Source organism: Pseudomonas moraviensis (assembly GCF_900105805.1).
In the GTDB taxonomy this organism is placed as follows: domain Bacteria; phylum Pseudomonadota; class Gammaproteobacteria; order Pseudomonadales; family Pseudomonadaceae; genus Aquipseudomonas; species Aquipseudomonas moraviensis_A.
In genome coordinates this window covers 2,816,656-2,838,381 of record NZ_LT629788.1, presented here as the reverse complement: position 1 = coordinate 2,838,381, position 21,726 = coordinate 2,816,656, and the positions used below count along the sequence as shown (strand labels likewise).

15 protein-coding genes are annotated in these 21,726 nt (G+C 61.4%); 5 read left to right on the top strand and 10 right to left on the bottom strand.

Annotated elements, in window-relative coordinates; all coding sequences use genetic code 11:
- The 3 genes from BLU71_RS12560 to BLU71_RS12550 form a co-directional block, all read right to left on the bottom strand.
- Positions 1-1,212 (bottom strand): nitrate/nitrite transporter, encoded by a 1,212-nt coding sequence (locus tag BLU71_RS12560; protein ID WP_065614911.1) that lies wholly within the window; start codon positions 1,210-1,212, stop codon positions 1-3.
- A gap of 429 nt (positions 1,213-1,641) precedes the next feature.
- Positions 1,642-2,217 (bottom strand): ANTAR domain-containing response regulator, encoded by a 576-nt coding sequence (locus tag BLU71_RS12555; protein WP_007916390.1) that lies wholly within the window; start codon positions 2,215-2,217, stop codon positions 1,642-1,644.
- Positions 2,218-2,231: 14 nt separating this feature from the next.
- Complete coding sequence (locus tag BLU71_RS12550; RefSeq protein ID WP_083353223.1) at positions 2,232-3,443, bottom strand: CmpA/NrtA family ABC transporter substrate-binding protein; 1,212 nt, start codon at positions 3,441-3,443, stop codon at positions 2,232-2,234.
- A gap of 218 nt (positions 3,444-3,661) precedes the next feature.
- Here BLU71_RS12550 and BLU71_RS12540 point away from each other — a divergent pair, with 218 nt between their 5' ends.
- Positions 3,662-4,684 (top strand): quinone-dependent dihydroorotate dehydrogenase, encoded by a 1,023-nt coding sequence (locus tag BLU71_RS12540; RefSeq protein ID WP_083353221.1) that lies wholly within the window; start codon positions 3,662-3,664, stop codon positions 4,682-4,684.
- A gap of 256 nt (positions 4,685-4,940) precedes the next feature.
- On the opposite strand, the gene rmf is transcribed toward BLU71_RS12540, so the two are convergent.
- Positions 4,941-5,156: a ribosome modulation factor gene (rmf, locus tag BLU71_RS12535; RefSeq protein ID WP_003223300.1), complete on the bottom strand. Its 216-nt coding sequence runs from the start codon at positions 5,154-5,156 to the stop codon at positions 4,941-4,943.
- A gap of 530 nt (positions 5,157-5,686) precedes the next feature.
- Here rmf and rlmKL point away from each other — a divergent pair.
- Together rlmKL and BLU71_RS12520 are read left to right on the top strand one after the other, a co-directional pair.
- A complete protein-coding gene (gene rlmKL / locus BLU71_RS12525; protein WP_024012311.1) occupies positions 5,687-7,957 on the top strand; it encodes a bifunctional 23S rRNA (guanine(2069)-N(7))-methyltransferase RlmK/23S rRNA (guanine(2445)-N(2))-methyltransferase RlmL in 2,271 nt (756 codons plus the stop codon).
- A gap of 145 nt (positions 7,958-8,102) precedes the next feature.
- On the top strand, positions 8,103-10,487 hold the full coding sequence (locus BLU71_RS12520) for a diguanylate cyclase (protein WP_083353220.1): 2,385 nt from the start codon (positions 8,103-8,105) through the stop codon (positions 10,485-10,487).
- Between the two features lie 122 nt (positions 10,488-10,609).
- On the opposite strand, the gene dacB is transcribed toward BLU71_RS12520, so the two are convergent.
- Positions 10,610-12,070, bottom strand: coding sequence for a D-alanyl-D-alanine carboxypeptidase/D-alanyl-D-alanine-endopeptidase (dacB, locus tag BLU71_RS12515; RefSeq protein WP_083353219.1), 1,461 nt, complete (start codon positions 12,068-12,070; stop codon positions 10,610-10,612).
- Between the two features lie 234 nt (positions 12,071-12,304).
- Between dacB and BLU71_RS12510 the strand changes: the two genes are divergently transcribed.
- Complete coding sequence (locus tag BLU71_RS12510; RefSeq protein WP_016773843.1) at positions 12,305-12,649, top strand: YggL family protein; 345 nt, start codon at positions 12,305-12,307, stop codon at positions 12,647-12,649.
- A 223-nt stretch (positions 12,650-12,872) separates the two neighbouring features.
- Here BLU71_RS12510 and BLU71_RS12505 read toward each other — a convergent pair whose 3' ends face one another.
- The gene (locus tag BLU71_RS12505; protein WP_083353218.1) at positions 12,873-14,063 is read right to left on the bottom strand and encodes a benzoate/H(+) symporter BenE family transporter; all 1,191 of its coding nucleotides are present in this window, start codon (positions 14,061-14,063) and stop codon (positions 12,873-12,875) included.
- A gap of 357 nt (positions 14,064-14,420) precedes the next feature.
- Between BLU71_RS12505 and BLU71_RS12500 the strand changes: the two genes are divergently transcribed.
- Complete coding sequence (locus tag BLU71_RS12500) at positions 14,421-15,185, top strand: GntR family transcriptional regulator (RefSeq protein ID WP_039763010.1); 765 nt, start codon at positions 14,421-14,423, stop codon at positions 15,183-15,185.
- Between the two features lie 156 nt (positions 15,186-15,341).
- On the opposite strand, the gene guaD is transcribed toward BLU71_RS12500, so the two are convergent.
- The 4 genes from guaD to xdhA form a co-directional block, all read right to left on the bottom strand.
- Positions 15,342-16,646 (bottom strand): guanine deaminase, encoded by a 1,305-nt coding sequence (gene guaD / locus BLU71_RS12495; protein ID WP_083353217.1) that lies wholly within the window; start codon positions 16,644-16,646, stop codon positions 15,342-15,344.
- A 13-nt stretch (positions 16,647-16,659) separates the two neighbouring features.
- A complete protein-coding gene (gene xdhC, locus BLU71_RS12490) occupies positions 16,660-17,517 on the bottom strand; it encodes a xanthine dehydrogenase accessory protein XdhC (RefSeq protein ID WP_083353216.1) in 858 nt (285 codons plus the stop codon).
- Between the two features lie 117 nt (positions 17,518-17,634).
- Positions 17,635-20,034, bottom strand: coding sequence for a xanthine dehydrogenase molybdopterin binding subunit (xdhB, locus tag BLU71_RS12485; RefSeq protein WP_083353215.1), 2,400 nt, complete (start codon positions 20,032-20,034; stop codon positions 17,635-17,637).
- The gene (gene xdhA / locus BLU71_RS12480; protein WP_083353214.1) at positions 20,027-21,481 is read right to left on the bottom strand and encodes a xanthine dehydrogenase small subunit; all 1,455 of its coding nucleotides are present in this window, start codon (positions 21,479-21,481) and stop codon (positions 20,027-20,029) included. Before xdhA ends, xdhB begins: the two co-directional genes overlap by 8 nt.
- Positions 21,482-21,726 lie beyond the last annotated feature (245 nt).

The following is a 21,726-nucleotide window of genomic DNA, read 5'->3' as shown; positions in this document are numbered from 1 at the left end:
TCAGACTCGCGCCGCCGTTACTGCCGCCGAACCCCAAGTGGTTCTCCAGCGACGTTTGACGCCGTGCAGGCCAAACCACGCCAACACACCGAGGCTGGCGAACAACCACAGCGCCAGTTGATAGCTGCCGGTGCTTTGCTTGATCGCGCCCATGCCCGCCGCCAGGGCGAAGCCGCCGATACCGCCGGCCATGCCGATCAGCCCGGTCATCACGCCGATCTCCAGACGAAAACGCTGCGGCACCAGTTGGAAAACCGCACCGTTGCCCGCGCCTAATCCGAGCATGGTGCAGACGAAAAGCGCCAGCGCCGCGTAGGAACTTGGCAGGTTGAAGCCGACGGCGGCGATGCAGATGGCGGCAACGGTGTACATCGCCAGCAAGGTGCGGATGCCACCGAATCGATCGGCCAGCGCACCACCCAACGGCCGCATCAGGCTGCCGCCGAACACGCAGGCCGCGGTGTAGTAGCCGGCGGTCACCGGGCTCAGACCGTATTGATCGTTGAAGTAACCGGGCAGGGCGCTGGCCAGGCCGATGAAGCCGCCGAAGGTGACGCTGTAGAAAAACATGAACCACCAGCTGTCGCGATCACCGAGGGCCTTGAAGTAGTCGGCCATGGCTTTCGCTTTCGGCCGTTGCGGTGCGTTTTTCGCCAGCCAGGCAAACAGCACCAGAGTCAGGACCAGCGGGATCAGGGCAAATCCGAAAACGTTGCTCCAGCCGAACGCTGCAGCAATTACCGGCGCGAGCAGTGCGGCGAACACAGTGCCGGAGTTGCCCGCGCCGGCGATGCCCATGGCTTTGCCCTGATGTTCTGGCGGGTACCATTGCGACGCCAGAGGCAGGGCCACGGCAAACGACGCACCGGCCATGCCGAGGAACAGACCGAGGATCAGCGCCTGTTCATAACTGTGGATACCCAGTTTCCATGCGCCGAACAGTGCGCAGATGACGATGACCTGGCCGATCAGCCCTGCGGTCTTCGGCGACAGGCGATCGGCGAGCATGCCCATGGCAAAGCGCAACACCGCCCCCGCCAGAATCGGCGTGGCGACGACGAGGCCGCGTTGCTGGGTGGTCAGGTGCAGGTCGGCGGCAATTTGCACGGCCAGCGGGCCGAGCAGGTACCAGACCATGAAGCTCAGGTCGAAATACAGGAAGGCCGCGAACAGGGTCGGGGTATGGCCGGATTTCCAGAAGCTTGAATTCATCGCGCACCTCGGCTGAAAAGAGTCTCGAAAGGAGTCATGCACAGCAGGTGGAGCGCCTCACGGCCGCACCACCGGCCCCGTTCTCTGGGGCCAAAACGCAAAAACGCCGCTACCTGATTCGCCGGGGGCGAACGGGGTGAGCGACGTCTTTGTCGTAGGTGGGGCAACCGCCGTTGGTTACCTGTGCGGATTACATAGCGAGATTTGTGCCAAAAGCTGAAAAGCGAAAGCCCCTCACCCTAGCCCTCTCCCAGAGGGAGAGGGGACTGACCATGTTGTTCCAACGAATACAGCGACCTGAACGACCGAGTCGATTATGGATTCACAAAAGAAATTGCAGGTCGGCGTATTTCCCGAGCATCCCCCAATCGGTTCCCTCTCCCTCCGGGAGAGGGCTAGGGTGAGGGGCTCTTCAGCGGTGAGAACGCCTCAGCCCAGCAACTCACTCATCGCAATAATCTGCTCCGCCACTTGAATCAGTTTCTGCTGGCGGCTCATGGCCTGGCGGCGCATCAGGGTGTAGGCCTCTTCTTCGTTGCAGTCCTTCATTTTCATCAGCAGACCCTTGGCAAGTTCGATGCGCTTGCGTTCGGCCAGTTGCTGGTCACGGGCCTGCAATTGCGCGCGCAAGGCCTGGTCACTCTCGAAGCGTGCCATCGCCACATCGAGAATCGGCTGCAGACGTTGGGCGTGGATGCCTTCGACGATGTAGGCGCTGACCCCGGACTTGATCGCCTGACGCATCACGCCCGGGTCATGTTCATCGGTAAACATCACGATCGGCCGTGGCTGGTCGCGGCTGACCAGCACCACTTGCTCCATGACATCACGGCTCGGTGACTCGGTATCGATCAGGATCACGTCCGGGCGCACCGTTTCGACGCGCGCCGGCAGATCGATGGTCAGCCCTGACTCGTCGATCACCTCGAAGCCGGCCTCGGTCAGCGCCGCTTTCAGGCGGCCGACTTTTTTCGCGGTGTCGTTGATCAGCAGAATGCGCAACATGTTGGCGTCTCCTGTCAGCGCTGGGCGAGAAGGGGGGCGGCGTCGTTCAGGGCATGCAGTTTGAAACTGCGTGCATAGCCCGCCGGATCGCTGCCGTCCCAGACCTTGCCGTCGAGCAACTGGCTGCTGCGCAGGTCTGCATGGGCAGCTGCCACACCGACAGCGCTGGCGGCCTCGCGGTACAGATCCAGACGCTGAACCTTCCGGGCGACGGCCAGATAATCCGGATCCTCGCGCAGCAGACCCCAGCGGCGGAACTGGGTCATGAACCACATGCCGTCGGAGAGATAGGGCAGATTGACCTCGCCTGCGCCATGAAAGCGCAGCGCGTGCGGGTCCTGCCAGCGATTGCCGAGGCCGTCGGCGTAGTCACCCATGAAGCGCGGCTCGATGCACGCGGCCGGGGTGTCGAGGTATTCGGCGGCACTGAGCAATTGCGCGGTGCTGCGGCGATTCTCCGGGCTTTGTTCGATAAAGCGGCTGGCCTCAAGAATGGCCATGACCAGCGCCCGCGCGGTGTTCGGATATTGCTCGACGAATTCACGGGTGCAGCCGAGGACTTTTTCCGGGTGGTCGGGCCAGATGCTCTGGCTGGTGGCTAAAGTGAAACCCAGATCCTGCTGCACCGCGCTGGCTGCCCACGGTTCGCCGACGCAAAAACCGTCGATGCGCCCGGCTTGCAGGTGCGCGACCATTTGCGGTGGCGGCACCACCACGCTGTCGACATCCTGCAACGGGTGAATGCCCTGGCTCGCCAGCCAGTAATAAAGCCACATCGCGTGGGTGCCGGTGGGGAAGGTCTGGGCGAAGGTCAGTTTTGCGCGGCTTTGGTGCACATGCCGATCCAGCGCTTCAGGACTGTTCACGCCAGCCTGCTGTAGACCATGCGAGAGGTTGAGGCTCTGGCCATTCTGGTTCAGGCCCATCAGCACTGCCATGTCGGTCGGGGCGATCCCACCGATGCCCAGGTGCACCGCATAAATCAGCCCGTACAGGCTGTGGGCGGCATCCAGTTCGCCGCTGACCAGTTGGTCGCGCAGGTTGGCCCACGACGCCTGCCGCTTGAGGTTCAGCGTCAGCCCGTAGGGCTGGGCGAAGCCCTGGGTGGCGGCGACCACCACCGAGGCGCAGTCGCTCAGTGCCATGAAGCCGAGATTGATCGCGCTCTTTTCCGGCGCATCGCTGCCATTGACCCAGGCCAGAGGCCCCATGGACGTTTCGTTCATACGCTACCTCAAAAAAAACGTCGTCCCGGATTCTGCGCAGGCAAAACCCGAGGACGACGCCATTGTCCTGGTCTGCGCGCCGTCATTGGTCGGCAGACTGATGAACAGGGCGGTGCAAGGCATATGCCAGTCACCTGATTCGTGCAGGCGCCTCGCGCCGGGGGACGATGCCCGGCTATAATCGCCGCCTCTTTTCGCCGCCCGAGTCATTGCCGCCCATGTACACCCTGGCCCGTCAGCTGTTGTTCAAACTTTCCCCGGAAACCTCCCACGATCTGTCGCTGGATCTGATCGGCGCGGGCGGACGTTTGGGTCTCAACGGCTTGCTGAGCAAGGCACCGGCGAAGATGCCGGTGACCGTCATGGGGCTCGAGTTCCCGAACCCGGTGGGGTTGGCGGCAGGTCTGGACAAGAATGGCGCGGCCATCGATGGCTTTGCGCAACTGGGTTTCGGTTTCGTCGAAATCGGCACCGTGACCCCGCGTCCGCAGCCGGGTAATCCGAAACCGCGGATCTTCCGCCTGCCGGAAGCCCAGGCGATCATCAACCGCATGGGTTTCAACAACCTCGGTGTGGACAACCTGCTGGCGCGGGTCGCTGCGGCGAAATACCAGGGCGTGCTGGGGATCAACATCGGCAAGAACTTCGACACCCCGGTCGAGCGTGCGGTCGACGACTACCTGATCTGCCTGGACAAGGTCTACGCCCACGCCAGCTACGTCACCGTCAACGTCAGCTCGCCGAACACTCCGGGCCTGCGCAGCCTGCAGTTCGGTGACTCGCTCAAGCAATTACTTGCGGATCTGGCCACGCGCCGTGCCGAACTGGCGTTGCGTCACGGCAAGCATGTGCCGCTGGCGATCAAGATTGCGCCTGACATGACCGACGAAGAAACCGCGCAGGTGGCCCAGGCGCTGCTCGAAACCGGGATGGACGCGGTGATTGCCACCAACACCACCCTGAGCCGTGTCGGCGTCGAAGGCATGGAACATGGCGACGAGGCGGGCGGTCTGTCGGGGGCGCCGGTGCGTGAGAAGAGCACCCACACCGTGAAAGTGCTGGCGGGCGAGTTGGCCGGGCGTTTGCCGATCATTGCCGCGGGCGGGATTACCGAAGGCAAGCACGCGGCGGAGAAAATCACTGCCGGCGCGAGCCTGGTGCAGATCTATTCGGGCTTCATCTATAAAGGTCCGGCGCTGATTCGTGAATCGGTGGATGCGATCGCCGCATTGCGCAGATAACACCGGTCCCCGTAGGAGCTGCCGAAGGCTGCGATCTTTTGATCTTGATCTTGATCTTGATCTTGATTTGAAAAGACAAGATCAAAAGATCGCAGCCTTCGGCAGCTCCTACAGGTTCTGTGTGCGGCACAAAATCTTCAGGCAATAAAAAGGGCTCCTCGAAGGAGCCCCTGGGCCGTAGCCCGCCGTCCGGGAGGGACGTGCGTGGTTAATTCAGTGCAGATTCAGATTGTCGTGTCGGAATAAATGCCCTGTGTCAGCCGACGGCGTGAAGTTCGTTGAGTCTGTGGATTCCCGCAGTGCCGGTCATACCGTCCCAGTTGTCGCCGCGTCCTTCTCGCCAGCCGTTGATCCAGGCTTGGCGTACCGACGGTAGAGTAAATGGGCAAAGCTCACGGGATTTGCCACCAACGCCATATTGATATCCGCGCAAAAATGCTCTTTCCAACGGATCACGCTTAAGTCTTCTCATAGGGTGTTTCCCTCACTTGTTGACTGTAGTGTCGCGTTGACCTCAATTGAGGTCTGGCAGAAAAAACCTGCCATCGTTCGGCTCGCTGCCGGCGTGGCGAGCCAAGGTGTTGACGCCGTTGCGACGTCAACCTGTGCTCAGTTCTAACCAATGAGTCACATCGAGGGAATGATCGTTTTGTCATAAGCACGTAACGGAAAGGATGCTATGGCGATAAGTAACCGCGTATTTATTCAACGATCATTGCGCAAACCCCGGTATGATCGGCGCCCCGCTGACCCAGCGGGTTAATCTTCAAGTGAGAATGACCCACGTTTGCGCTTGGGTACTATTCGACGAAGGGTCGCTTTCAGTCTTTTTGTTTCACCAACTTTTTTATCTGTCCCGGCATCTAAGCTCTTTTAACCCGAGCAGCGGGGATGGAACGGCACACCTTCGTGCCACGCGGGCGCTCTTTCAGAAAAGCGCCTGATTGAAAACCGGGTCGGCAATGCGTTGCCGGCCCACTAGCCAAAGGCTCTGGAATTACCATGTCCGATCGTTTCGAACTCTTCCTCACTTGCCCCAAAGGCCTCGAAGGCCTGCTCATCGAGGAAGCCGTCGGGCTTGGCCTTGAAGAAGCGCGCGAGCACACCTCCGCCGTGCGTGGCATGGCAACCATGGAAACCGCCTACCGCCTGTGCCTCTGGTCGCGCTTGGCCAACCGTGTGTTGCTGGTGCTCAAGCGTTTCCCGATGAAGGACGCCGAAGACCTCTACCACGGCGTGCTCGACATCGACTGGCAGGATCACATGCTCAGCGACGGCACCCTGGCCGTCGAATTCAGCGGCCACGGCTCGGGCATCGACAACACCCACTTCGGCGCGCTGAAAGTCAAAGACGCCATCGTCGACAAACTGCGCACCCCGCAGGGCGACCGTCCGTCGATCGACAAACTCAACCCGGACTTGCGCATCCACCTGCGCCTGGATCGCGGCGAAGCGATTCTCTCCCTCGACCTCTCCGGCCACAGCCTGCACCAGCGCGGCTACCGCTTGCAGCAGGGCGCGGCGCCGCTGAAGGAAAACCTCGCCGCCGCTATTCTGATTCGTTCCGGCTGGCCGCGTATTGCCGCCGAGGGTGGCGCGCTGGCTGACCCGATGTGCGGTGTCGGTACGTTTCTCGTTGAAGCCGGGATGATCGCCGCCGACATGGCGCCGAACCTGCGCCGCGAGCAGTGGGGCTTTACCGCGTGGCTCGGCCACGTGCCGGCGCTGTGGAAAAAACTTCACGAAGAAGCCGTCGAGCGCGCCGCTGCCGGTCTGGCCAAGCCACCGTTGTGGATTCGGGGTTATGAAGCCGATCCGCGACTGATTCAGCCGGGCCGCAACAACGTCGAGCGCGCAGGCTTGAGCGAGTGGATCAAGATCTATCAGGGAGAAGTGGCGACGTTCGAGCCGCGCCCGGACCAGAACCAGAAAGGTCTGGTGATCTGCAACCCGCCATACGGCGAGCGTCTCGGTGACGAAGCCAGCCTGCTGTATCTCTACCAGAACCTCGGCGAGCGTCTGCGTCAGGCCTGCCTTAACTGGGAAGCGGCGGTGTTCACCGGCGCGCCGGATCTGGGCAAGCGCATGGGCATTCGCAGCCACAAACAGTATTCGTTCTGGAACGGCGCGCTGCCGTGCAAGCTGTTGCTGATCAAGGTCCTGCCGGATCAGTTCGTCACTGGCGAGCGGCGCACCCCGGAACAGCGTCAGGCCGAGCGCGAGCAAGCGGCCTACGACCAGACCCCGGACGAGCCGCAGGAACGCAAGTTCAACAAGAACGGCAACCCGATCAAGCCGACGCCAGCCCCGGCGCCGGTGATCGAGCAACCGCGCCTGAGCGAAGGCGGGCAGATGTTTGCCAACCGTCTGCAAAAGAATCTCAAGGCGATGGGCAAGTGGGTCAAGCGCGAAGGCATCGATTGCTACCGCGTTTACGATGCCGATATGCCGGAGTACGCGATGGCCATCGACCTGTACCACGACTGGGTGCACGTTCAGGAATACGCCGCGCCGAAATCCATCGACCCGGAAAAAGCCTCGGCGCGTATGTTCGATGCGCTGGCGGCCATTCCGCAGGCGTTGAACGTCGACAAGAATCGCGTAGTGGTCAAGCGCCGCGAGCGGCAGAGCGGCACCAAGCAGTACGAGCGTCAGGCCGCCCAGGGCAAGTTCGTCGAGGTCAATGAAGGCGGCGTGAAGTTGCTGGTCAATCTCACCGACTACCTCGACACCGGCCTGTTCCTCGATCACCGTCCGATGCGCATGCGCATTCAGAAAGAGGCCGCCGGCAAGCGCTTTCTCAATCTGTTCTGCTACACCGCGACCGCCAGCGTGCACGCGGCCAAGGGCGGTGCGCGCAGCACCACCAGCGTCGATCTGTCGAAAACCTATCTGGACTGGGCGCGTCGCAACCTGTCGCTGAACGGTTTTTCGGACAAGAACCGCCTGGAGCAGGGCGATGTAATGGCCTGGCTGGAAAGCAGCCGCGACGAATACGACCTGATCTTCATCGACCCGCCAACGTTCTCCAACTCCAAGCGCATGGAGGGCATCTTCGACGTCCAGCGCGATCAGGTGCAGCTGATCGACCTGGCGATGGCGCGTCTGGCGCCGGGTGGCGTGCTGTATTTCTCCAACAACTTCCGCAAGTTCCAGCTGGAAGAGAACCTCGCCGAGCGCTATGCGGTGGAGGAAATCAGCGCGCAGACCATTGATCCGGATTTCGCCCGCAATACCAAGATCCATCGCGCCTGGAAAATCACGGCTCGTTGACGTTTTGTCCCATTGGATCCACAGAGCCTTGATTTTTAAAGGCTCCGTGGATCCTGCGGTGCTGGCTAAATTAGTGGCTAATAGCTATAACTCACACACCGCCAATGGGGTTTTTCCCGGGAATCTGGCGTAGTGAGTTGTGCTTATGCCGTTGCACCCCGTGCGCCCGAAAATTCTCGGTTTTATCAGCGAAGACGTCTCAGCCTGGCTGGTCGCTTTGCTGGTATTGCTTGCCGGCGGGATTCTCACCGGGTTGCTTGCCTGGGGCACCCACAATCAGTTCCAGCAACAATCGCGTCAGCGCTTTCAACTGCTGGCCAACGAACGCTACAGCCGCATCGCCGAACGCTTTCAGGACCAGGAGCAACGTCTCGACGGCCTGCGCCGGTTCTTCACCAACTCCGAATCGGTGTCCCGCGCCGAATTCGACGGTTACTCCCGACCTTTATTACTGCGCACCCAAGCCTATACCTACGCACCGAAAATCAGCGGCGCTGAGCGGGAGGCGTTCGAACAGCGTGTGCGTGACGAAGGCCTGAGCAATTTCACCATCCGCGAGCTGGACGCCAAGGGTGATCTGCAGCTGGCAGCACCACGCGACGCATACGTGCCGGTGCTGTACACACAGACTCAGAGTCGACTGGCGCCGCCGCTGGGCTACGACTTGCTCGCCCAACCCTTGCGCCGTGAAACCCTTGAACGCGCCGACCGTCTCGGCAACCTGGTCGTGTCGCAACCGATGCACCTGGTCGGGATCGAGCCGGCCTATGCGCGTGGGGTGTTGTTGCTGGCGCCGGTCAATCGATCAGGCGAGTCACAGCCATTCGGCTATGTGATGGCGGTGATCAGCATGCGCCAGTTGCTTGCCGACGGTCTGCCCGATGCCCTGCACGATTACCTGTCGGTGCGCATTCTGGATCTGTCGACCCCTGATCAACATGAGGAACTGTTCGAATCGACCAACGAGGCGGTGCCCGGCGATCTGGCGGCGACGCGTTTGCTGCGCATGGCCGATCACGACTATCAGGTCGATATCCTGCCAAGCTACGCGTTCATGCAGGCCAACCATTCTTCGGTGGGCAGTGTGATCATTCTGGGCGGCTTGCTCAGCGCGCTGCTCAGTGCCTTGCTATACGTGCTGGTCAGCCAGCGTCAGCGCGCGGTGCGTCTGGTCGAGGTGCGCACCCAGGAATTGCATGAGCGCGAGCAGGAACTGCGCGGCACCCATGGGCAGTTGCGCGGCGTGCTGAATGCCGCCACCCAGGTCGCGATCATCGCCACCGATCTGCGCGGAGTGATCAACACCTTCAACCCCGGCGCTGAACAGATGCTCGGCTACAGCAGCGCCGAAGTGGTCGGGCGCATGACCCTGGAGAACCTGCATTTGCCCCGAGAGCTGGCGGCGCGTTCGGCGGAGCTGAGCGCGCGCTACGGCAAAAGCATTCCGACCTGCCACGCGATGCTGGTCGAGGGCGGCGAAGTCGGCGGTCATGAAGCACGCGAATGGACGCTGGTGCGCAGCGATGGCAGTCATCTGCCGGTCAACATGCTCGCCACCCCGGTGCTCGACGAGCAGGGCTTGTGGGTCGGCCATCTGGCAATCTGTATCGACATCACCGAGCGCAAGCGCGTGCACGAAGTGCTGGCAGCACGCGACACGTTGCTGAAGAAGCTCAGCGCCCATGTTCCCGGTGGCATCTACCAATTCAAGATGGAATTCGATGGGCGCTTCAGTGTGATCTACGCCAGCGATGGCATCCGCGAGATCTATGAACTGGAGCCGGATGTCCTGCTGCTCGACTCCGAGGCGATCTTTAGCCGCATCCACCCGCAGGACGCGATTCGCGTGCGCTCATCGATCCGCGAATCGGCGGAGAATCTCAGCCCGTGGCGCGAGGAATACCGCGTGCAACTGCCTGAGCGCGGCCTGCGCTGGGTGCGCGGCGAGGCGACACCGGAGGAGCTACCGGGTGGCGGGGTGCTGTGGCACGGCTACATCTCGGACATTTCCGACCTCAAGCGCGTGGAAGAAGAACTGCGTGCGTTGTCGATCACCGATTCGCTGACCGGCATTCACAACCGCCGCTATTTCCAGGAGCGCCTGACCACGGAAATGGCCCGGGTCGAGCGAGGCGGCGGCGAGTTGTCGGTGATCATGCTCGACATCGACCACTTCAAACGCATCAACGATCATTACGGCCACGCCGTCGGCGATCGGGTGCTGCAAGCGGTGTGCGAGCGCATTGGCCATCGCCTGCGCCGCACCGATGTGTTCTGCCGCTTGGGCGGCGAAGAGTTCATGGTGCTGTGCCCGGACATCGACGGCGAGCACGCGTACATGCTGGCAATGGAATTGTGGGAAGGCCTGCGCAGTACGCCGGTGGACGTGGTTGGCGTGGTCACCGCCAGTTTCGGCATCGCCAGCTGGCGCCCGGGGGAGGGCGCGGATGCGTTGCTGCTGCGTGCGGACTCAGGGGTTTATGCGGCCAAGCAGAATGGCCGGGATCGGGTTGAGCGGGAAATGACCTGAGCCGTCACATCGATCCCTTGTAGGAGTGAGCCTGCTCGCGATAGCGTCCGTCCAGACACATGTCAGCGTCTGATACACCGCTATCGCGAGCAGGCTCAATCCTACAGGGGTTTCAGCGTCGGTCAGAGGACCGAAGCGGTCTGCGGCAGTTTCGGCTGTTTGTACAGATCCAGCAGCACCTGATCGAGCACCGACGAGGCGCCAAACGGGGCCTTGTCGTTGAGGATCGCAACCACTGCCCAAGTGTTGCCGTTGACGTCACGGCTGAAACCGGCGATTGCGCGCACGGTGTTCAGAGTACCGGTCTTGACGTGGGCTTCGCCGCGCATCGCCGTGGTTTTCAGACGTTTGCGCATGGTGCCGTCGGTACCGGCAATCGGCAGCGAGCTGATGTATTCGGCGGCGTACGGGCTGTGCCAGGCGGCCTGCAGCATATTGGCCATCTCCCGCGCGCTGACTCGCTCGGCCCGCGACAGACCAGAGCCGTTCTCCATCACCAGATGCGGCGCGGTGATGCCTTTCTTCGCCAGCCATTGACGGACCACGCGCTGCGCCGCCCGGGCGTCATCACCGTCGGCGTCGTTGCGGAAACGCTGGCCAAGGCTGAGGAACAGCTGCTGAGCCATGGTGTTGTTACTGTATTTGTTGATGTCGCGGATGATCTCGGCCAGATCCGGCGAGTAAGCGCGGGCGAGCAACTTGGCGCTGCTCGGCGTCGGCGCCAGACGATCCTTGCCCTGGATGCTGCCACCCAGCTCCTTCCAGATCGCGCGCACGGCGCCGGCGGTGTAGGTGGCGTGGTCGAGCAGCGACAGGTAGGTCTGCGAACTGCAGCCTTCGCCCAACTGGCCGCCGACTGTCACGGTCACGCTGCCATCGGCCTGCGGCACCGGGTTGTAGCGCACGCCGCCGGTGCATTGCTTGGAGGGCAGCGCCTTGACGGTGTTTTCGATACGAATGCTGGCAATCGGCGGTTCCACCGAAATCAACACGCGGCCACCGTCATTGCGTGCAACGAAGCGCAGGGCTTTCAGGTTGACCAGCAACGAGTCGGGCTTGACCAGGAACGGCTTGTTGTCGTCGTTGCCGTCATCGTTGAATTCCGGCAATTGCGGCTGCACGAAGAAGTTGCGGTCGAGGATCAGGTCGCCGGTGATCTGTGTGACGCCGTTGGCGCGCAGGTCGCGCATCAGCAGCCAGAGTTTCTCCATGTTCAGCTTCGGGTCACCGCCACCCTTGAGGTAGAGATTGCCGTTGAGAATGCCGCCGCTGAGGTCGCCATCGGTGTAGAACTCGGTTTTCCACTGGTGGTTGGGGCCGAGCATTTCCAGCGCCGCATAGGTGGTGACCAGTTTCATCGTCGAGGCCGGGTTGACCGACACATCGGCGTTGAACACGGTCGGCGTGCCCGGACCGTCGAGCGGCACCATCACCAGCGACAGCGCGGTAGGCTGCAGCTTGCTGGCCTTGAGGGCTTTTTCGACGTTCGGGGTGAGGGAAGTGTTGATGGTGGCAGCGGAAACGGGCAGGGCCAAAGGCAGAAAAAGGCCAGCGAGAAACAGTGGACGCAACGATTTGATCATATGCAATAAAACCCTGCTGAAGAGGGGGAAAAAGACGAGGACATGGATGAAAAGGCCCTCAGTGGTCATGAAAGTGTCGGCATTATGCCCCAAGCTGTAACAGCTTGTGCCGTGTCAGGGCCGGCCAAGGGGTTATTTTTTTACAGGCGGTCGGCCGCAGCGGCCAGAGAGTCGGGCAATCGCCGGCTTAAACTGGTAAAGTGCCGGCCGTTATTACTTAAGAGGATTGTTCCAATGGCGACTAACCGTTCCCAGCGTCTGCGCAAAAAACTGTGCGTTGATGAATTTCAAGAGCTGGGTTTCGAACTCAACCTGGACTTCAAAGAAGACTTGTCCGAAGAAGCCATTGACGCTTTCCTCGAAGCATTCATCAAAGAAGCCATGGAAGCCAACGGTCTGGGTTATGTTGGCGGCGACGACTTCGGTCTGGTATGCCTGCAGAAGCGTGGCTCGGTCAACGAAGAGCAGCGCGCTGCCGTTGAAGCCTGGCTGAAAAACCGCTCCGAGCTGACCAAGTACGAAGTCAGCCCGCTGCTGGACGTGTGGTATCCGGAAAAGCCGATCAACGCGGCGAAGTGATACTGAAAAAACGGCGACCTTCGGGTCGCCGTTTTTTTTCGTCTGGGGTTTGGGTGTTCGACTTGGATTTGGTGGTGGATTTGCCCCTCACCCCAGCCCTCTCCCGAGGGAGAGGGAGCCGATTTGTGGGCTTTTCAAGATGTGAGTTCGACTCGGTACCTCATGTGGCGCACCTCTTCCAAACACCAAGGTCAGTTCCCTCTCCCTCCGGGAGAGGGCAGCCTTAAGCTTTGCGCCAGTTCAGGATAAGCAAGGTCACCACCCCCGCCACAATCCCCCAAAACGCCGAGCCAATGGAAAACAGCGTCAGCCCCGACGAGGTGACCATAAAGGTGATCAGTGCAGCTTCCCGTTCCTTCGCCTCGCTCATGGCGATGCTCAAACCATTGATGATCGAGCCGAACAGCGCCAGTGCGGCAATCGACAGCACCAGTTCTTTCGGCAATGCGGCAAACAGGGCCGCCAATGTGGCGCCGAACACCCCGGCGATCCCGTAGAACACCCCGCACCACACCGCGGCGGTGTAGCGCTTGTTGCGGTCTTCGTGGGCATGCGGGCCAGTGCAGATCGCCGCGCTGATCGCCGCGAGGTTGATGCCGTGGGAGCCGAACGGCGCCAGTAACAACGAGGCGATGCCGGTGGTGGTGATCAATGGCGAGGCCGGGACGTTATAGCCATCGGCACGCAGCACCGCGATGCCGGGCATGTTCTGCGAGGTCATCGCCACCACGAACAGCGGAATGCCGATGCTGATGGTCGCCGCCAGAGAGAGATGCGGCGTGGTCCACACCGGCGTCGCCACTTCCAGATGAAAGCCGCTGAAATCCAGCAGCCCCATGAAGCCCGACAGCGCGGTGCCGATCAGCAGCGCAGCGAGCACGGCATAACGCGGCGACAGGCGTTTGACCAGCAGATAGGTGAAGAACATCCCCAGCACCAGCCCGGTGCGGTGTTGCGCGGCGACAAAGATTTCGCTGCCGATCTTGAACAGAATCCCGGCGAGCAATGCCGCCGCCAGGGAAGCCGGGATCTTTTTCACCAGCCGTTCGAAGCTGCCGGTCAGGCCGCAAATCGTCACCAGTACCGCGCAGGTAATGTAGGCGCCGATCGCCTCGCCGTAGCTGACACCGCCCAGGCTGGTAATCAGCAACGCCGCGCCGGGGGTCGACCAGGCGATGGTGATCGGTGTGCGATAGCGCAGCGACAGGCCGATCGAGCACACCGCCATGCCGATCGAGATCGCCCAGATCCAGGAGGAAATCTGCCCGCTGCTCAGCCCGGCCGCTTGCCCGGCCTGGAACATCAGCACCAGCGAACTGGTGTAGCCGGTCATCATTGCGATGAAACCGGCGACGATGGCGGAAGGCGAAGTATCGGCCAGCGGGCGCAGGCGGGCGTGGGTGGCGTCGGTCATGACGGCGGTGTTCCTTATAACAATGGAGATGTCCCCTTCGACGCAATCCCCCTGTAGGAGTGAGCCTGCTCGCGATGGCGGTGTGTCAGTCGAATTATCGCTGAATGACACACCGCCATCGCGAGCAGGCTCACTCCTACAGGGGATAGTGCGTAGAAGGCGGATTCTGCGATCAAGCCTAAACTCAAACGTAACCTGCCGTTGCAATACAGCCGAAGTCGCAAACAGCCGTACAGTCGTGTTGCCACCATTCATTGTGTACAATCGCGCTGTTTTTTACGCGATACTTGCCAGCGACCTACTGTGCCGTATTACAGTCACGGTCTATTCGCCGCAGTTTTCCCGACTCGAGTGCCCATGAACGAACAGTTGCAACCCCTCAAGAAACAACCGCGAGCAGGCAAAGCCGGCCGCAGCGGGACCCAGGACGATATTGTCTACGCGCATATCTTCGAGGCCATCCTCGAACAGCGTCTGGCGCCCGGCACGAAATTGAGCGAAGAAGCGCTGGGGGAAATCTTCGGGGTCAGCCGCACCATCATTCGCCGCGCGCTGTCGCGTCTGGCCCATGAAGGCGTGGTGCTGTTGCGGCCGAACCGTGGCGCGGTGGTCGCCAGCCCGAGCGTTGAAGAGGCGCGTCAGGTTTTCCTCGCCCGGCGTCTGGTCGAACGCGCCATTACCGAATTGGCCGTGCAACACGCCACCGCCGAGCAGATCGCCGAACTGCGGCAGATGGTCAATGACGAACGCGACAGTTTCTCCCGTGGCGATCGCGGCGCCGGTATTCGTCTGTCCGGCGAATTCCACCTGAAACTGGCGGAAGCGGCGATGAACGCACCGTTGATCAGTTTCCAGCGCAGCCTGGTTTCGCAGACTTCGCTGATCATTGCCCAGTATGAAAGCGGCAACCGTTCGCACTGCTCGTACGACGAACACACTCAACTGATCGACGCGATCGAGAAGCGCGACGGCGAGTTGGCGGTGAACCTGATGATGCATCACATGGATCACATCGACAGCAAGCTCAATCTCGACGAGGAAGGTGCGTCGGATGACCTGCATGCGGTGTTCTCGCATTTGTTGCAGACCAAGAAGCCGGGGCGCTCGAGCGCCAAGCTCTGATCTGAAACCGAGTCGCGGCTTTCGCGAGCAGGCTCGCTCCCACAGGGGAATGCATTTCAAAGGTAGGAGCGAGCCCGCTCGCGAAGACAATCTGACCGCCAACAAAAATCCCCCGGGGCGTCCACCACTGGGGGATTTTTTATGCTTTGAAAAAACTCAGCGCTGATGCACCAACGCCCCCGCCGCATACGTCTGCGCAACCGTGCGGTCATCCCCCAGCGTCATCAACACGAACAACGTCTCGGCAATGTTCTTGGACTGCTTCAAGCGATAGCTGAGCAGCGGCGTGGCGTTGTAATCCAGCACCAGGAAGTCGGCATCCGAGCCCGGCCGCAGATTGCCAATCCTGTCTTCCAGACGCAGCGCCCGCGCGCCACCCAGGGTCGCCAGATACAGCGACTTGAACGGACTCAACCGTGCGCCCTGCAGTTGCATCACCTTGTAGGCTTCGTTGAGGGTTTGCAACAGCGAGAAACTGGTGCCGCCGCCGACGTCGGTGCCTAAGCCGACATTGAGCTTGTGCTTTTCGGCCATCGGCAGGTTGAACAGGCCGCTGCCGAGGAACAGGTTCGAGGTCGGGCAGAACGAGATCGCCGAGCCGGTTTCCGCCAGTCGCGCGCATTCGTCGTCACACAGGTGCACGCCATGAGCGAACACCGAGCGCTCGCCGAGCAGTTGGTAGTGATCGTAGACGTCGAGGTAGCCCTTGCGCTCCGGGAACAGCTCCTTGACCCATTCGATTTCCTTGAGGTTTTCGCTGATGTGGGTCTGCATGTACAGATCCGGATACTCCGTCAGCAGTTGCCCGGCGAGGGCCAGTTGTTCCGGGGTGCTGGTGGGGGCGAAGCGCGGCGTCACTGCGTAATGCAAACGACCCTTGCCATGCCAGCGCTCGATCAGCGCCTTGCTCTCGACGTAGCTGGATTCGGCGGTGTCGACCAGATAGTCCGGGGCATTGCGGTCCATCATGACCTTGCCGGCGATCATGCGCAGGTCAAGCTTCTCGGCGGCCTCGAAAAACGAATTCACCGATTGCGGATGCACGCTGCCGAACACCAGCGCCGTGGTGGTTCCGTTGCGCAGCAGTTCCTTGATGAAGATGTCGGCGACTTCGTCGGCGTGGGCCTTGTCGCCAAACTGGCTTTCGCAGGGAAAGGTGTAGGTATTCAGCCAATCGAGCAATTGCTCGCCGTAGGCGCCGACCATGCCGGTTTGCGGCAGATGGATGTGCGTATCGATGAAGCCCGGTGTAATCAGCGCATCCTGATAATGGTTGATCTCGATATCCGCCGGCAGGGTTGGCAGCAGTTCGCTGGCGTGGCCGACGGCGCTGATCTTGCCGTCATCGACCACCAGCAGGCCATCCTCGAAATATTCATAGGAGGCTTCGATGCCGACCTCGGCAGGGTCGGCAATGCTGTGCAGGATGGCGGCGCGGTAGGCTTTGCGAGTCAGAGGCATGAGGGTTCTCTAATCAGTTTGAGGCTTTGAGTTTGGCCGCCTGACTGCGGCGCGAGGCGGGCAGCAGTCGGGCAATCGGTTCGGCGCGGGCACTGTGCTGGCCGAAACTGGCGTTGTAGGTGGCGATGATTTCGCCGGCGATGGAGATGGCGATTTCCACAGGCAGTTTGCCTTTGACTTCGCCGATGCCCATCGGGCAACGCATGCGCTGCACGACGCTCGGGTCGAAACCACGATCACGCAGGCGGTGTTCGAATTTGGCGCGCTTGGTTTTCGAACCGATCAGGCCGAACCAGGTGAAATCGTTGCGCTTGAGAATCGCCGCGGTCAGCTCCAGATCGAGCTGATGGTTGTGGGTCATGACGATGCAATAGCTGCCGGCAGGCAGGTCATCGATTTCATCCACCGGCTCTTCGCTGACGATTTTACGCACGCCGTGGGGGATGTGTTCGGGGAACTCGGCCTTGCGCGAGTCAATCCAGCGCACCCGGCAGGGCAGGCTGGCGAGCAGCGGCACGAGGGCGCGGCCGACGTGGCCGGCGCCGAACACGGCAATCTGCGCCTGCACCTGGCCCATCGGTTCGAACAGCAACACGGTGGCGCCGCCGCAGCACTGGCCGAGGCTGGCGCCAAGGCTGAAGCGCTCCAGATGCGTGTCCTGCTTGCCGCTGGCGAGCATCTCGCGGGCGATCTGCAGGGCTTTGAATTCCAGATGCCCGCCACCGATGGTGTCGAACAGGCGGTCGGCGCTGACGACCATTTTCGAGCCGGCGTTGCGTGGCGTCGAGCCGAGTTCTTCGATGATCGTCACCAGCACACAGGGCTCGCCCTGGTTCTGCAGGTCGGCGAGGGCGTCGATCCAGTTGTACATGTTCACCTCGACATCTTCGTTGTCTATGCCGGCCTCTTCGCGAGCAGGCTCGCTCCCACAATGGCAATGCATATCCCTGTGGGAGCGCGCCTGCTCGCGAATGGCCGCGCCTCGGTCCTAGAGCGGAGCCAGCTCGGTCTCGGCTTCTACAGCCTTTACCGCCTTCAACTGACGCATCTGCTCACACCCCCACAACACCCGCTCCGGCGTGGCCGGTGCGTCGATTTTCGGCTGATGCTGATAATCACCGAGGCTCGCCACCGCATCCTTGATCGCGCACCACGCGGCGATGCCGAGCATGAACGGCGGTTCACCGACAGCCTTGGAATGGAACACCGTGTCTTCCGGGTTCTTGCGGTTTTCCACCAGTTTCACCCGCAGATCGAGCGGCATGTCCGCCACGGCCGGGATCTTGTAGCTGGCCGGGCCGTTGGTCATCAGCTTGCCCTTGTTGTTCCAGACCAGCTCTTCCATGGTCAGCCAGCCCATGCCTTGAATGAAGCCACCCTCGACCTGACCGATATCGATCGACGGGTTCAGCGAGGCGCCGACGTCATGCAGGATGTCGGTGCGCAGCATCTTGTATTCGCCGGTCAGGGTGTCGACGATCACTTCGCAGCAGGCTGCGCCGAAAGCGAAGTAGTAGAAGGGACGGCCACGGGCCTGACTGCGGTCGTAATAGATTTTCGGGGTCTTGTAGAACCCGGTGCTCGACAGCGAGACCTGATTGAAATACGCCTGCTGGATCAGCGCTTCGAACGTCAGGATCTGCTCGCGCACACGCACGTGGCCGTTGCGGAATTCGACGTCTTCTTCGCTGACCTTGTAGTGCCGCGCGGCGAACTCGATCAAGCGTTGCTTGATGGTCTGCGCTGCGTTCTGCGCAGCTTTGCCGTTCAGGTCGGCGCCGCTGGAGGCAGCGGTCGGCGAAGTGTTCGGCACCTTGTCGGTGTTGGTCGCGGTGATCTGCACACGGTCGATTTCCACCTGGAACACTTCCGCCACGACCTGGGCGACTTTGGTGTTCAGGCCCTGGCCCATTTCCGTGCCGCCATGATTCAGGTGGATGCTGCCGTCGGTGTAAATGTGGATCAGCGCACCGGCCTGATTGAGGAAACTCGCCGTGAAGGAAATCCCGAATTTCACCGGGGTCAGCGCCAGGCCTTTCTTCAGGATCGGGCTGTTGGCGTTGTAGCGACGGATCGCCTCACGCCGCTCGGCGTACTGGCTGCTTTCTTCCAGTTCGGCGGTCATCTCTTCGAGCATGTTGTGCTCGACGGTCTGGTAGTAGTGGGTGACGTTGCGCTCGGTCTTGCCGTAGTAGTTGGCCTTGCGCACCGCCAGCGGGTCCAGCTTCAAGTGCCGGGCAATCGCGTCCATCACTTCCTCGATGGCGACCATGCCCTGCGGGCCACCGAAGCCGCGATAAGCAGTGTTCGACGCGGTGTTGGTCTTGCAACGGTGACCGTTGATGGTGGCATCGCCGAGGTAGTACGAGTTGTCCGAGTGGAACATCGCCCGGTCAACGATCGACGCGGACAGATCCGGCGAGCAGCCGCAGTTGCCGGCCAGCTCCATATTGATCCCGTGCAGACGCCCGCTGCTGTCGAAACCAACGTCGTACTCGACGTAGAACGGGTGACGTTTGCCGGTCATCAGCATGTCTTCGACACGCGGCAGGCGCATCTTGGTCGGCTGGCCGGTGAGGTGCGCCACCACTGCGCACAGGCAGGCCGGGCTCGCGGCCTGGGTTTCCTTGCCGCCGAAACCACCGCCCATGCGGCGCATGTCGACGACAATTTTGTTCATCGACACGTCGAGCACTTCGGCGACCAGTTTCTGTACTTCGGTCGGGTTCTGCGTCGAGCAATAGACGATCATGCCGCCGTCTTCGGTGGGCATGACTGAGGAGATTTGCGTCTCCAGGTAGAAATGTTCCTGGCCGCCGATGTGCAACGTGCCTTGAATGCGATGCTCTGCGGTGGCCAGCGCCGAGGCCGAATCGCCGCGCTGGTGGGTGTGGCTGTCGAGCACGAAGTGACGTTTGCGCAGGGCTTCGACGACATCCAGCACCGGTTCGAGATCTTCGTATTCGATGATCGCCGCCATCGCTGCTTTGCGGGCGGTTTCCAAGTCTTTCGCCGCGACCGCCAGCACCGGCTGGCCGACGAACTGCACATCATCGATCGCCAGCAACGGATCGCCCGGCATCAGCGGGCCGATGTCTTTCAGCCCCGGCACGTCTTCGTGGGTAATGACAATGCGCACGCCTTCGAAGGCGTAGCACGGCTGCGTGTCGATGCTGAGGATTTTCGCGTGGGCGCGGTCCGACAGGCGTGCATACAGGTGCAACTGGTTGGGGAATTCCAGGCGATCATCGATGTACTGCGCTTCACCGGACACATGCTTGGCGGCGCTGTCGTGCTTGACGCTGCGGCCGACACCGGTGGTCAGGTTCTGGGCGAACAGTTCGGCCAGCTCAGCCTGGGTCTTCTCTACGGCGTGATGGTTAGACATAAGCGGTCACCCGAGTCTCGATGTGCGGTGTTTGCAGTTCGATGAAGTATTTGCGCAGCAGATTCTGCGCGCTGAGCAGGCGATATTCCTTGCTGGCGCGGAAGTCCGAGAGCGGTGTGAAATCTTCGGCCAGCGCGGCGCAGGCACGCTCGATCACCGCGTTGGTGAAGGGCGCGCCTTGCAGCACGGCTTCGCAATGCGCGGCCCGTTTGGGGATCGCCGCCATGCCGCCGAAGGCCACGCGGGCGTCGGCGATCACCCCGTTTTCCACGCGCAGGTTGAACGCGGCGCAGACGGCGGAGATATCGTCGTCCAGACGCTTCGACACTTTATAGGCGCGGAACAACTGCTCGGCGCTGGCGCGCGGGACGATGATTTTTTCGATGAATTCGCTTTCCTGGCGCGCGGTGACGCGGTAGTCGATGAAGTAATCTTCCAGGTTCAGGGTGCGGCGGGTTTCGCCTTTGCACAGCACGATCTGCGCGCCGAGGGCAATCAGCAGCGGTGGCGAGTCACCAATCGGCGAGGCGTTGCCGATGTTGCCGCCGAGGGTGCCCTGGTTACGGATCTGCAACGAGGCGAAGCGGTGCAGCAGTTCGCCGAAGTCCGGGTACTCGGCGTTCAACGCTTCGTAGCAGTCGGAGAGGGCAGTGGCGGCGCCGATTTCGATGCGGTCGGCGAAGGTCTCGATGCGCTTCATTTCGGCGACGTTGCCGACGTAGATCATCACCGGCAGGGTGCGGTGGAACTGGGTGACTTCCAGCGCCAGATCGGTGCCGCCAGCGAGCAGCCGGGCTTGTGGGTAAGCATCATAGAGATCGGCCAGATCAGCGACGGTCAGCGGCACCAGGCAACGCTTGTCGCCGCTGTTGAGTTCTCCGATATCGGTCGGCGCGATGGACTTGAGGCGGGCGATGGTTTCGGCTTCACGGGCGTCGAACTGATCCGCTGGTTTGGCGCAGCAGGATTGTTCGGCGGCGGCGAGGATTGGCCGGTAGCCGGTGCAGCGGCAGAGGTTGCCGGCCAGCGCTTCGTGGGCCTTGGCCTGATCCGGGGCATCGTTGTTCTTTTGCAGGGCGAAAAGCGACATGACGAAACCGGGGGTGCAGAAGCCGCACTGTGAACCGTGGCACTCGACCATGGCTTTCTGCACGCTGTGCAGTTCGCCTTTGTGCTTGAGGTCTTCGACGCTGATCAGTTGCTTGCCGTGCAAGGACGAGACGAAAGTCAGGCACGAATTGAGGCTGCGATAGCGGATGTGTTCACGCCCCGTGTCATCGGTCTGCAACTCGCCAACCACCACGGTGCAGGCGCCGCAGTCGCCGCTGGCGCAACCTTCTTTGGTGCCGGGCTTGCCCACGTGTTCGCGCAGGTAGTTGAGCACAGTCAGATTCGGGTCCAGGGCGTGCTCGCTACGGAGTTCCTGGTTAAGTAAAAACTGGATCACGGAAGGCCTCGCAGACTCATTATTGTTGTTAACCGACGTGGACCGAATTTAGCAGGTCTGACTTTTCGGTCAATGGTTTTCTGACTTAAAGGTCAGGAAAATCCGTTTCGTCGATCAACAGCGTGTCTATTCAGTATTGACCTTCATCGGTCACCGCGCTTTTTTGCGGGATTCGTGCCAAAAACCGCTGAGTGGGCACTCCGCCATGACCGTGCATTTGCGCTACACTGCGCCGCTTGTGCAGA